Raw genomic sequence first — 12,881 nt, 5'->3', positions numbered from 1 at the left:
CAAAAAAAGAAGGCGTCAGTCGCCTTCTTTTTTCATGTCTTGAAATTGTTCGACGAGACGCGTCACTTGGGGCAACAAGTCCCCGAGCGCCCCGTTGTTGTTGATTAAAAAGTCAGCGTGATGCTTCTTTTCTTCAATCGGCATTTGCGAGTGGATCCTTGCGAGCGCTTCTTCTTTCGTCAAGCCGTTACGCTCCATGAGACGCATCAACTGCATCTCTTCCCGGCAATAGACGACGACCGTATAATCGACGAGGTCACGCATCGTCCCTTCGAACAAGAGCGGGATGTCAAAGATGACGACAGCTTCCCCTGCTGCCGCAAAGATCTGCATCTGCTCCTGCATCTCTTCCCGGATCGCCGGATGCATGAGCTGATTCAACAATTTCCGCTTCGCTTCATCATGGAAGATCTCTCGCCCGAGCGCCGGCCGGTTCAACTGCTCACCTTCAAAACAGCGCGGAAACGCTTCTCGGACAGCAGAGTAAGCTTTACCTTCAGGGTCGACGACGGTACGGGCAATCTTGTCGGCATCGATAATCGGGATCCCTTGTTGTCGGAATAGGCGGGACACCGTCGACTTCCCTGTCGCGATGCCGCCTGTCAAACCAATTTTCAACATTGTGTCCACCTCTTACTGTTGGCAGTGCGGACAGTAATGCGTCCCCCGTCCGCCTAGTTTCATCTTTTCAATCGGCCGGCCGCAATTGTGACACGGTTCACCGGTCTGTCCGTAGACGTAGAGCGTCTCTTGAAACGTTCCGGCCGCCCCGTCCGGATTCGTATAGCTGCGGATCGTACTTCCGCCCCGCTCGATCGCTTCTAATAACACGGCGACCGCTTCTTGACGGACGGTCTCAACTTCAGTGAGTGAAAGCGAGGCTGCTGGCCGGGTCGGATGAATCCGTGCCCGGAACAACGTCTCGTCGACATAAATATTGCCGAGACCGACAAAAATCGATTGATCGAGCAACGCCGTCTTGATTGCTCTCACGTTCATGCGTTTCAGACGGGCGTGCAACGTTTCGGCCGTCACTTCAGGGTCGAACGGCTCGAGCGCGAGCAGCGACAGCGGCGGCGTCACGAACAACTCGTCGTTCGTCCGAAGTTCCATCGTGCCGAACTTCCTGACGTCGTTATAGTGCAGGCTCGTACCGTCGGTGAACGTGAAGACGACGTGCGTATGCTTGACCGGATCGACGGCTTCGCTGTGCGGAAAGAATTTCCCTTCCATCCGTAAATGGGAGACGAGGTAGCCGTTCGTCAATTTAAATAAAATGAACTTGCCGCGCCGCTCGACGTCGACCATCGTCTCGCCGATCAGCTGTTGTACCCACACGTCGGCCTCATGTCCGCGAATGATTTTCGCGTCGCGTACATCGACGTCTTGAATCGTTTTTCCGGAGACGAACGGTCGCAGTCGGCGACAGACCGTCTCTACTTCTGGTAATTCTGGCATATCGATTTCCTTCCTTTACTTTATTTCGTGTCGAACCACGTCTTACCGAACGAGCCGTCCGCCCGAAGCGGGACGTCGAGTGTGATCGTATGTTCCATCGCTTGTTTCACAAGTTTTTCAAGCGCGGACGTCTCAGCAAGCGGTCCTTCAAAGATGAGTTCATCGTGGACTTGAAGCAATAGTTTCGATTGCAGGCCCGATGCTCGAAGCGCCGTATCGACGTCGATCATCGCTTTTTTAATGATGTCCGCCGCTGTTCCTTGAATCGGCGTGTTGATGGCCGTCCGTTCGGCAAAGCCGCGCAAGTTGAAGTTGCGGGAATGGATGTCCGGGATGTTACGGCGACGTTTGAGCATCGTCTCGACGTACCCATGTTCCCGCGCCCGCTCGATGGCGGCATCCATGAAGCGCTTCACGCCAGGGAACTGCTCGAAGTACGTGTCGATGAACGTCTGCGCTTCTTTCCGGCTGATCCCGAGGTTTTGCGACAATCCATAATCACTGATGCCATAGATGATCCCGAAGTTGACCGCCTTCGCTTGACGCCGCATGAGCGACGTCACTTCTTCTTTGGCGACACGGAACACGTTCGCCGCCGTCGACGTATGAATATCTTCGTCATTCAAAAATGCCTCGAGCATCTTCGCGTCTTGCGACATATGCGCCATGATCCGGAGCTCGATCTGCGAGTAGTCGACCGCATACAGCACCCAGCCCGGCTGACTTGCCGTAAACGCCTTACGGATTCGGCGTCCTTCCTCGAGTCGAATCGGGATGTTTTGCAAGTTCGGATTGACCGATGACAGTCGCCCTGTCTGTGTGAGCGTCTGCGTATAGCGTGTATGAATCTTCCCGTCCGCTTTGATGACTTTTTGCAAGCCTTCGACGTACGTCGACTGCAGTTTTCCGAGCTCACGGTAATGCATGATATGTTCGACGATCGGATGGAGCGGCGCTAGCTTCTCTAACACGTCGGCTGCCGTCGAGTATCCGGTTTTCGTCTTCTTCACGGGTGGGAGTGCCAACTTCTCAAACAAGATGACGCCAAGCTGTTTCGGCGAATTGATATTGAACGACTCGCCGGCCAACGCGTGAATTTCTGTCTCGAGCTGATCGAGCCGGTCCCTGAGGTCGGTTTCCATCGCTTGAAGCGTCGCCACGTCGACGTGAATCCCGGCCCACTCCATTTCCGCGAGCACCGAGGCGAGCGGACGTTCTAAATCTTGATAAAGCGACGTCTGCTCGTTTTGGTCGATCTCCGGAATGACTTTCGCGAACAACGTGAAGATGGCCATCGCCTTCTCGCCGAGATGTTGGTCGAGCACCGCTTGTTCCGGCACGTGCAGTTTCGCCCCTTTCCCGTAGACGGCCTCGTCTTCAGGCAACGCGTAATCGAAGTGCGCGGCGATCGAATCGAGCGTCGTTCCGCCCGACAAGTTGAGCAAATAACCGGCGACGAGCAAGTCTTCGTAGCCGCGAAGTGTCAATTCGTTCCGTTTCAATTGAATGATCGTCTGTTTGGCATCCAAACAGATCGTTTTCCGGGTCTCGTCCGCTAGCCACGCCTTCACGTCCGGTACGTCTAACAACGACATATCCCCGACGGTCACACCGACTTTCGACGCGATTGCCACACCGATGATGTCGTCTTCGAAATAGTCGTCTCGCAGCTGTTCGAGAAACAGGACGGCTTCTGTCAAATCTTGCTGTTCGATGCCGACGTGCGTCACGTCTCGCGCTTCTGCCGCCTCTTCCGTCGTCGCATCGGTGTTCAGCTTGCCGATCAGTGATTTGAACTGAAGGCTCATGAACAACGGTTTGACTTTTGCTGCGTCATACGGGTGGAACCTTAAGTCGTCCACACCGACGTCGATCGGGACGTCCGTATGGATCGTCGCGAGTTGTTTTGACATCCGGGCTTCCTGCTCGTTCGCCTCGACTTTTTCTTTTTGCTTCCCTTTTAACTCATGTGTATGTTCATACAGCCCTTCGACCGAGCCGTAATTTGACAGCAACTTGAGCGCCGTCTTCTCGCCGACACCCGGAATTCCCGGTATGTTATCGGATTTATCGCCCATCAGCCCTTTGAGATCGATCATTTGGCGAGGTGCCAAGCCCTCGTAACGTTCGTGGAACGCCGCCTCGTCCATCGTCTCGACGTCAGTGATGCCACGTTTTGTTAAGTAGACGGTGACCCGCTGATCAATCAGTTGAAGTAAATCTTTATCACCCGTGACGACCGTGACTTGTTCGAACGCCTCGTTTTTCGACAGCGTCCCGATTATGTCATCAGCCTCATATTGATCGAGTTCGAGCACTTTGATCCCGAACGCCTCACACAGTTCACGAACGATCGGGAACTGTTCGCGGAGCTCACCTGGTGTTTTCTGCCGCCCGCCTTTATAGTCCGCATATGTATCGTGGCGGAACGTCTTCTTCGACGCATCAAACGCGACCGCGAAATGCGTCGGTTGCTCGTCTTCCATCAACTTTAAAAGCATCATCGTGAATCCATACACCGCGTTCGTGTTTCGTCCCGATGCATCCGTCATCGGAGGCAACGCGAAAAACGCACGATACGTCAGTGAGTTTCCATCGAGAAGCAGTAATTTATTCATCGTCCAACCTCCATTCTCTTCTGTATCCATCATATCATACGGGCACATGCGTTCGAAAAAAAAGACCCTTTTCTAGTTACTAGAAAAGGGTCAATCTTCTCGACCGAGTGGAGATGAGCACCGGCCGGGATACGAGATGATGAAGAGGTCTCATCAATAGAGTAGCATCTGTTTGTAAAGGTCGTGTGAACGCGACATAAATTCCTTGTTAAGCGAGCGGGAATTCGATTGTGAACGTCGTCCCTTCATCTTCGACGCTGTCGACATGGATCGTCGCATGATGAAGATCGACGATGTGCTTGACGATGGCGAGGCCAAGGCCGGTCCCTCCAGAATTCCGGCTCCGGGCCTTGTCGACCCGGTAAAACCGTTCGAATATGCGGCTCACTTCTTTTGGAGCGATACCGATCCCGTCGTCTTTGACGCTCAAGCGCGCTGTCGTCTCCCGCTTCTCGACCGTAATCTCGACCCGGCTACCTTCAGGCGAATAGTTGATCGCGTTCGCAACGAGGTTCAAGATGACTTGCTTGATCCGGTTCAAGTCCGCTTGCAGGACGACGCTACCTTCGTGACGCGCTTCAAGATGGATTGATTTTTGCTCCGCCTTCTGGCTTAAGACGAGACACACTTCTTCGACGAGCTGATTGAGTTGGACAGGTGTGAACTCCAAATGGAAATTTTCCTGTTCGAGCCGCGACAGTTCGAGTAAGTCCTCGACGAGCATTTGCATGCGTGTCGCTTCTTTTTGGATGATATCCAAAAATTGATCGCGCAACTCGGGCACTTCTTTCGCCCCGTCGAGTAACGTCTCACTGAAGCCTCTGATCGAAGTGAGCGGCGTCTTCAATTCATGGCTCACGTTCGCGACGAAATCTTTCCGCATTTTCTCAAGCCGTTTCAGTTCGGAGATGTCGTTAAACAATAGCGTCGTCCCGCGCAGCATGCCGGTATCGCTAAAGATCGGGGCAGCTGACACCATATACGTCTTTTGGTTGAACCCGATTCGAATTGATAGCTGGCGACGGTGCGGCTCTTCTGTCAAATAGACGTCCTCGATCAACGTCTCGACGTCCGGACTCGGTAAAATGCCATGGTAAAACTGGCCGATCATCAAATCGTCGTATTGGAACATATCCCGGTACGACCGGTTGACGAGCGTGACGATACCGCGTTCATCGACGAGCAACAGACCGGCTCCCATATACTCGATCAGTGACTCGAGCCTTGCCCGCTGCACCGACTCCCCGAGCGAGATCGTCTCTAAGTTACGGGCGAGGACGTTGATCGACCCGGCCAGACTTCCCGTCTCTTCATCGTTGCGCAGTTCATACACACGGGCCCGGTAATTCCCGTCGGCGAGTTCGCGTAACACGATCGTCGCCTCATCGATTGGCCGGATGAACTGGTTCGTCAAATTGTGGAGGACGAATAGAATCAGGAAAAATGAGAAGAACAATGCGAGCGCGACCGTCAGCCAAATCCGGTTGTAGACACCTTCCAAATCAGAAATATAGCGGATGAAGCTAAGGTAGACCGTTTCACCAGTCGATAGTTCAATCGGTTTCGTGAACTGGATCAAATCGTCGCGTGTCGCGTTGCCGAACGCACCGTTAACCGGAATCGTGTCGGCGTCAATCCGGTATTCGAACGTTCCGACGCGGAACGGCGTGCCGGCAATCACTTCCATCCGGCGGTTCAACAGCAAGATGTCGAAACTGCTCTCATCGTCGATTTGTCGAACGTAGTCACGAATCTGCTCAAGTTCACCCCCGTCCAAATACAAGGCGGCGAGTTGAGCGTCTTCTTTCAACCGGTCGCGCTCCGAGTCCAAATAGAAATCTTTGAACAGTTGACCGAGCACGATCCCGAGTGTCAGCAACACGCCCGTCACGAGCAGGATGAGTGTCGGCAAGAAACGCGAGCGATACGTCTTCATTCGGGCATCGGTTCTTCCATCTTATAACCGAGACCTCGGATCGTCTTGATGTACGTCGGTTTCTTCGTTACTGGCTCAATTTTCTCACGCAAATGACTAATATGGACGTCGACGATGCGCGTATCACCGACAAAATCATAGTTCCAAATGGCTGACAGCAGTTGATCACGCGTCAACACACGGCCTTTGTTTTTGGCGAGATAAGCCAGCAGTTCAAACTCTTTCGGCGTCAATTCGAGCCGTTCGCCTTTTTTGAAAACCTCATAGTTCGAAGCGATGATTTTGACGTCTCCGATCTCGATGACGTCGGCGTCGAGCGTCGTCGTTTCCTGTGGACCTGACCGGCGCAAAATCGCTTTGACCCGGGCCACGACTTCGCGCGGGCTGAACGGTTTCGTTAAATAGTCGTCAGCACCAAGTTCGAGACCGAGCACTTTATCGAACTCGTCGTCTTTCGCCGTCAACATTAAGATCGGCGTGTTCACTTTTTGTTGGCGCAGCCGTTTACATACTTCAAGTCCGTCCATCTCCGGCAACATCAAGTCGAGGATGATCAACACCGCGTCTTGTTTCTCGGCTAATTCAAGCCCCGCTTTTCCATCATGGGCCGTCTCGACCTCAAATCCGGCTTGTTCTAAATTAAATTTTAATAACGTCGCAATCGATACTTCGTCATCGACAACAATTACTTTATCGGCCACACTAGTTCCTCCTCGAATCTATCGGTTCAGTCGTTTACACTACCTATTTTACAAATCAATCCCACTCGCGACCAACTTCAAAGCAATTCTTTACAAAAACAAAACAAATCCACTGTCTATCTCCAGTTTAGCACGCTTGAAAGAAAAACGAATCCAACAAAAAAAGTCTAGCCTGCGACGCAGACTAGACTTTTTTTCAAGTTAGGACGTTCAAGACGGAGCGGACCGAGTCAGCCGAGCGCTTGAGCGCGGCTTGTTCTTCATCCGTCAGGTCAAGTTCGAGCACACGCTCGATCCCGTTCGCACCGAGAACCGTCGGCACGCCAAGATAGAGGTCACGGAAGCCATACTCTCCATCAAGATACGTGATGGCCGGTAGAATGCGGCGTTGATCTTTTAAAATCGCTTCCACCATCTCGACGATGGCCGCGGCCGGCGCGTAGTATGCCGAACCGTTGCCAAGGAGTTGGACGATCTCACCGCCGCCTTTACGCGTTCTCGCGACGATCGCGTCGATGCGTTCACTCGGCAACAACTTCTCGAGCGGGATGCCTCCTGCGTACGAATAGCGGATGAGCGGCACCATGTCGTCGCCGTGACCGCCGAGGACGAACCCGGACACGTCTTTCACGGAGACGTTCAACTCCGAAGCGACGAACGTCCGGAACCGCGCCGTGTCGAGCACGCCGGACTGGCCGATAACGCGCTCTTTCGGGAAGCCCGACTCTTTGAACACCGTATACGTCATCGCATCGACCGGGTTCGTTAAGACGATCAAGATCGCATCAGGCGAATACTTGACAATCTCTTTCGTGACCGACCGCATGACGCTAGCGTTCGTCGTGACGAGGTCGTCCCGGCTCATGCCCGGCTTGCGGGCGATACCGGCCGTGATGACGACGATGTCCGAATCAGCCGTGTCGGCGTAATCCGACGTCCCGGTGATCAACGAATCAAATCCTTGAATCGGCGCCGTTTCTTGCATATCGAGCGCTTTTCCTTTCGTCGGGTTCTCAAACTCTGGCATGTCGAGAAGGACGACGTCTCCTAACTCTTTTTGAGCCAAGTATAGTGCCGTCGTGGCCCCTGTGAATCCGCTACCGATAACAGAAATCTTGTTGCGACGAATCATTGTGCTCTCCCCCTTGGTTTAGTCCAAACTGAGTGCTACTTACATGTTTTTGATCAGTTCATCCGCAAACTCTGAACATTTCACTTCTGTCGCGCCATCCATGAGACGGGCAAAGTCGTATGTGACGACTTTCGATGCGATCGTATTCTCCATCGAACGAACGATGAGGTCAGCCGCTTCGTTCCAGTTCATGTGACGGAGCATCATCTCACCTGACAAGATGACAGATGACGGGTTGACTTTGTCAAGACCGGCATACTTCGGTGCCGTACCATGTGTCGCTTCGAAGATGGCATGTCCTGTCACGTAGTTGATGTTCGCCCCTGGTGCGATCCCGATTCCGCCGACTTGGGCAGCGAGCGCGTCCGAGATGTAGTCACCGTTCAAGTTCATCGTCGCGACGACGTCGAACTCACGCGGACGAGTCAAGATTTGTTGGAGGAAGATATCAGCGATTGAATCTTTCACGATGATCTTGCCTTCCGCTTCCGCTTTCGATTGCGCTTCGTTCGCAGCAGCTTCGCCTGACTCTTCTTTGATGCGGTCGTACTGGGCCCATGTGAACACTTTGTCGCCGTACTCTTCTTCTGCGAGTTCATACCCCCAGTTTTTGAAGGCGCCTTCTGTGAACTTCATGATGTTTCCTTTATGGACGAGCGTGAGCGATTTACGGTTGTTCGCAATCGCGTATTCGAGCGATGCCCGAACGAGACGTTTCGTTCCTTCTGACGAGATCGGCTTGATGCCGATACCCGATGTTTCTGGGAAACGGATCTTGTTGACGTTCATCTCTTCTTTCAAGAACGTGATCAACTTCTTCACTTCGTCGCTGCCTGAAGCGTATTCGATCCCTGCATAAATATCTTCTGTGTTCTCACGGAAAATGACCATGTCTGTGTCTTCAGGACGTTTGACCGGTGACGGGACGCCAGTGAAGTAACGGACAGGACGCAAGCACGTGTACAAGTCGAGTTCTTGACGGAGCGCCACGTTGAGTGAACGGATTCCACCGCCGACCGGTGTCGTGAGCGGTCCTTTGATGGCAATCAAATATTCACGGATTTCTTCGAGCGTCTCGTTAGGAAGCCACTCACCCGTTTGGTTGAACGCCTTCTCGCCAGCGAACACTTCTTTCCATTCGATCTTCTTCTCGCCGCCGTATGCTTTCTCGACAGCTGCATCAAAGACGCGAACTGCAGCGTTCCAGATGTCTGGGCCTGTTCCATCTCCGATGATGAATGGAATCGTTGGTACGTTTGGTACGTTGAGTGCACCGTTTTCTACTGTAATCTTTTGACCTTGTGTTGACATATGAATCCCCCTAAGTACATTTATGTAGGCCGACGCGAGCGCCGACCTACGTTATCTGTTAGTTTACCAAAGTTTATGTCTAAATTGTGACGTAATCTTCGAACGATGCGTCAATTAACGCTCGTTTACCGGTACGTATGAACGGTTCGTTTCGCCTACGTACTCGGCACGCGGACGAATGAGACGGTTGTCGGCGTATTGCTCGAGGATGTGTGCGATCCAGCCTGACATCCGCGAGACCGCGAAGATCGGCGTGAATAGCTCTTCGTCAAGACCGAGCGCATAGTACGTCGAAGCCGAGTAGAAGTCGACGTTCGGTTTGAGCCCTTTTTCAGTCTCGACGAGGTGATCGATCTTCTCAGACATCTCGTACCAATGTGGCTCGTTGATTTGAGCCGTCAGTTGGCGACTCATCTCTTTCAAGTGTTTCGCACGCGGATCGCCGTCCTTATAAACACGGTGACCGAAGCCCATGATCTTCTCACGGCGTTCGAACTTGCCGCGCACGTAGTCTTCGACTTTGTCGACCGAACCGATTTCGTGAAGCATCTTCATGACCGCCTCGTTGGCGCCACCGTGAAGTGGACCTTTGAGTGCGCCCATCGCTGCCGTCACACCAGAATACATATCTGAGAGCGTCGCTACGCAGACACGGGCCGTGAACGTCGAAGCGTTCAACTCATGATCGGCGTGAAGAATGAGCGCCTTGTCGATTGAAGTCTCGGCGACTTCATTCGGCTCTTCTCCGTTCAACATGTATAAGAAATTGGCTGCATACGACAAGCCTTGCTTCGGTGCAATCGGCTGTTCGCCTTTACGTAATCGCGCGAAAGCAGTCACGATCGTCGCGATTTGTGCTTGAAGCCGAATCGCTTTACGCATGTTTGCCTCTTCACTCATATCCTCAGCCTCTTCATCGTACAACGCGAGTTGAGATAGTGCCGTGCGAATCGTGGCCATCGCGTTCGCAGACTTTGGTGCCCGCTCGAGTGTCGCGATGACGTCTTCTGGCAACTTCGCTTCTTGAACGAGCGCTTCTGAGAGTTTCGTTAATTCATCTGCCTTCGGAAGGCGGTCGTTCCATAATAGAAAGACGACTTCTTCGAACGTGGCATGGTCTGCCAAGTCATCGATTGTGTATCCTCCATAAGTCAATTGTCCGTCAATGATCGAACTGACTTTTGAGGCTGCCGCCACAATTCCTTCTAACCCTTTAGTTGTTGACATTCATAACTCCCCCTCAGTCTTTGAAAGTAGTCGACCGCATCATACAGTCTGTTTGCAGGGAATAAGGGTGGGGGTTCGATAAATCTCCCCAGCACGTATCGAGTTCGCGCCACCCTGTCCTCCGTCTAGTATAAACAATTTACTGAAAAAAAGAAATGTAAGCGTATCCAGACGTAAAAAAATGTCAAACCCACTTCTCGATAAGGTTATATCCCCCTAAAATGAGCGCGGCAATCCCGGCACCAATCAGTGGTCCGACCGGAACGCCTTTCATGAATCCGACCGCGAGAATGGTGCCGGCGAGCAAGGCCGTCGTCACGACCGGATCGACACGCATCAATTGCACGCCCTGGGCGGCGGCGAGGGCAACAAAGATACCGGACGAAAAGGCAATGATGCCGACCGGTCCTTTAATACTATTCCACAATTCTCTAAAACCTATGTCTCCGGTCGCGATTGGGACGAGGACGGCGATCGTGATGATCGTCACACCCCAATGAATCCCTTTTGCGGCGAGCGTCGGGAACAACTGGTCTCCGAAGCCGATCGCTTTAATGATTAAGAGTACGCTGCTTGCGATAATGATGGACTGATTATGAGCAATCACCCCGATCAAGACGAGTAATAGCAGAAATAAATAAGCACCCATGGTTCATCCCTCTTTCTGAATGGAAAAAGAACCGACCTCATGAGAAGGTCGGTTCGATTGTCATTCGATTACGCGTTATAAATTTTTCCAGTAAGCGGGTCGATCGAGATCATCTGTCCGTCACGGAACGTAGACGTTGCAGATTCAACACCGACGATAACCGGTTTACGGAGCGATGGTCCGACGATGCCGGCATGGCTCGTCAATCCGCCGTCTTCCGTGATGATGCCGGCTGCTTTTTCGATCGCTGGCATCATTTCTTTATCAGTGAACGGTGCGACGAGGATCATGCCGTCTTTTGCTTTCGCGTTCGCTTCGTCCGCATTGTTCGCAACGACGACTTCTCCGACGAGGCCGCGCTCACCGATGCCGCGTCCGTTTGCAAGAGCGTGTCCGACGATGTGAATTTTCATCATGTTCGTCGTACCAGAAGTCGCTGCCGGAATACCTGCTGAGATGACGACGAGGTCGCCGTCTGTGACGAGTCCAGCGTGACGAGCTGCTTCAGATGCTTGAACCAACATCTCATCCGTGTTGTTCGGCATTGTAGCAGCAACGATCGGGTATACGCCCCAAACGAGGTTCAACTGACGAGCGACGCGCTCTGATTCAGTCACCGCGATAATGTTTGCTTCCGGACGATATTTCGCTGTACGGGCAGCCGTGTAACCTGATTGTGTTGGCGTCAAGATCGCTTTCGCGTTCAAGTTGATTGCCGTATGGGCAACCGCTTGTGAGATCGCATCCGTTACCGTATGCTCACTGCGTTTTTGACGATCTTTGAGCAAGTTTTTGTAGTCAAGCATACGCTCTGTACGAACAGCGATCGCTGCTTGCATTTGAACTGACTCGATTGGGTAGTCCCCTGCAGCCGTCTCACCTGAGAGCATGACCGCATCCGTACCATCGAGGATGGCGTTGGCAACGTCAGACGCTTCCGCACGTGTCGGGCGCGGGTTGCGTTGCATCGAGTCAAGCATTTGTGTCGCTGTGATGACCGGCTTACCGAGGTCGTTACACTTCTTGATCAATTCTTTTTGTACCGGTGTGACTTCTTCAGTCGGGATCTCGATACCGAGGTCACCACGCGCAACCATCAAACCGTCAGAGATAGACAAGATCTCGTCGATGTTATCGACACCTTCTTGGTTTTCAATTTTCGGGTAAATCTTGATGTGCGACGCATCGTGCTTCTCGAGAAGTTGACGAATGGCGACGACGTCAGACGCACGACGTACGAATGAAGCCGCGATCACGTCGATATCTTGCGAGATACCGAACTCGATGTCCGCGATATCTTTGTCTGTTAAGGCAGGAAGGTTAACCTTGACGTTCGGCAAGTTGACACCTTTCTTCGTCTTGATGACGCCTTCGTTTTCAATGATGCAACGAAGATCGCGGTTCGGAAGTTTTTCGACGACACGGAGACCGATGAGTCCGTCATCGAGCATGATGCTAGAACCGACTTCGACGTCATCGAACAATCCTTCGTACGTGACCGAGAAACGGTCTTTCGTTCCGACGATTTCTTCTGTTGAGACGATTGTCACTTCTTTCCCTTTTTCAAGGAGTGCCTTTCCGTCTGCGAACGTATGCGTCCGAATTTCAGGACCTTTCGTATCGAGAAGGACTGTCACGATTTTGCCTGCGACGCGTGATGCTTCACGGATGTCGCGGATACGTGCTCCGTGCTCTTCGTAGTCACCGTGTGAGAAGTTAAGGCGAGCCACGTTCATTCCAGCTTCAATCATTTCTGGGAGAAGCTTCTCTGAAGCTGGTCCGATCGTACATACAATTTTCGTTCTACGCATAAATAAAAACCTCCTAGGGGATGTATTACATTTACACA

The 12,881-nt window shown here is 52.5% G+C and carries 10 protein-coding genes; all 10 read right to left on the bottom strand.

What is annotated here, in order from left to right; all coding sequences use genetic code 11:
• Nucleotides 1-15: 15 nt before the first annotated feature.
• The 10 genes from coaE to pyk all read right to left on the bottom strand — a co-directional run bounded on the left by coaE (nt 16) and on the right by pyk (nt 12,843).
• Nucleotides 16-621, bottom strand: a complete 606-nt coding sequence (gene coaE / locus EVJ30_RS05780) for a dephospho-CoA kinase (protein WP_131457960.1) — start codon at nt 619-621, stop codon at nt 16-18.
• A 12-nt stretch (nt 622-633) separates the two neighbouring features.
• On the bottom strand, nt 634-1,458 hold the full coding sequence (mutM, locus tag EVJ30_RS05775) for a DNA-formamidopyrimidine glycosylase (protein WP_131468356.1): 825 nt from the start codon (nt 1,456-1,458) through the stop codon (nt 634-636).
• Between the two features lie 20 nt (nt 1,459-1,478).
• Nucleotides 1,479-4,076, bottom strand: coding sequence for a DNA polymerase I (polA, locus tag EVJ30_RS05770; RefSeq protein WP_131468354.1), 2,598 nt, complete (start codon nt 4,074-4,076; stop codon nt 1,479-1,481).
• 208 nt (nt 4,077-4,284) lie between these two features.
• Entirely contained in the window at nt 4,285-6,012 is a 1,728-nt protein-coding gene (gene pnpS, locus EVJ30_RS05765; protein WP_131457957.1) for a two-component system histidine kinase PnpS, read from the bottom strand.
• Nucleotides 6,009-6,713 (bottom strand): response regulator transcription factor, encoded by a 705-nt coding sequence (locus tag EVJ30_RS05760; RefSeq protein ID WP_131468352.1) that lies wholly within the window; start codon nt 6,711-6,713, stop codon nt 6,009-6,011. The genes pnpS and EVJ30_RS05760 overlap by 4 nt, the downstream gene beginning before the upstream one ends.
• A gap of 196 nt (nt 6,714-6,909) precedes the next feature.
• On the bottom strand, nt 6,910-7,845 hold the full coding sequence (gene mdh, locus EVJ30_RS05755) for a malate dehydrogenase (protein WP_070326939.1): 936 nt from the start codon (nt 7,843-7,845) through the stop codon (nt 6,910-6,912).
• Between the two features lie 39 nt (nt 7,846-7,884).
• Nucleotides 7,885-9,156, bottom strand: coding sequence for an NADP-dependent isocitrate dehydrogenase (gene icd, locus EVJ30_RS05750; RefSeq protein WP_131468350.1), 1,272 nt, complete (start codon nt 9,154-9,156; stop codon nt 7,885-7,887).
• A gap of 114 nt (nt 9,157-9,270) precedes the next feature.
• Nucleotides 9,271-10,383 (bottom strand): citrate synthase, encoded by a 1,113-nt coding sequence (citZ, locus tag EVJ30_RS05745; protein ID WP_131456072.1) that lies wholly within the window; start codon nt 10,381-10,383, stop codon nt 9,271-9,273.
• Nucleotides 10,384-10,567: 184 nt separating this feature from the next.
• Nucleotides 10,568-11,032, bottom strand: coding sequence for a DUF441 domain-containing protein (locus EVJ30_RS05740; protein ID WP_131440022.1), 465 nt, complete (start codon nt 11,030-11,032; stop codon nt 10,568-10,570).
• Nucleotides 11,033-11,100: 68 nt separating this feature from the next.
• Nucleotides 11,101-12,843: a pyruvate kinase gene (gene pyk, locus EVJ30_RS05735; protein ID WP_131456070.1), complete on the bottom strand. Its 1,743-nt coding sequence runs from the start codon at nt 12,841-12,843 to the stop codon at nt 11,101-11,103.
• Between the last annotated feature and the right edge of the window lie 38 nt (nt 12,844-12,881).

Origin of the sequence: Exiguobacterium sp. SH5S13, assembly GCF_004337085.1 — a bacterium.
GTDB lineage: Bacteria > Bacillota > Bacilli > Exiguobacteriales > Exiguobacteriaceae > Exiguobacterium > Exiguobacterium aurantiacum_A.
Note: the sequence above shows the minus strand (reverse complement) of the source record. Positions and strands in the feature narration are given on the sequence as shown.

Excerpts from the sequence above, each read along its gene's own strand:
- mutM (WP_131468356.1), bottom strand. The coding sequence starts at position 1,458 with ATGCCAGAATTACCAGAAGTAGAGACGGTCTGTCGCCGACTGCGACCG.
- coaE (WP_131457960.1), bottom strand. The coding sequence starts at position 621 with ATGTTGAAAATTGGTTTGACAGGCGGCATCGCGACAGGGAAGTCGACG.
- mdh (WP_070326939.1), bottom strand. The coding sequence starts at position 7,845 with ATGATTCGTCGCAACAAGATTTCTGTTATCGGTAGCGGATTCACAGGG.
- pyk (WP_131456070.1), bottom strand. The coding sequence starts at position 12,843 with ATGCGTAGAACGAAAATTGTATGTACGATCGGACCAGCTTCAGAGAAG.
- polA (WP_131468354.1), bottom strand. The coding sequence starts at position 4,076 with ATGAATAAATTACTGCTTCTCGATGGAAACTCACTGACGTATCGTGCG.
- EVJ30_RS05740 (WP_131440022.1), bottom strand. The coding sequence starts at position 11,032 with ATGGGTGCTTATTTATTTCTGCTATTACTCGTCTTGATCGGGGTGATT.
- pnpS (WP_131457957.1), bottom strand. The coding sequence starts at position 6,012 with ATGAAGACGTATCGCTCGCGTTTCTTGCCGACACTCATCCTGCTCGTG.
- citZ (WP_131456072.1), bottom strand. The coding sequence starts at position 10,383 with ATGTCAACAACTAAAGGGTTAGAAGGAATTGTGGCGGCAGCCTCAAAA.
- icd (WP_131468350.1), bottom strand. The coding sequence starts at position 9,156 with ATGTCAACACAAGGTCAAAAGATTACAGTAGAAAACGGTGCACTCAAC.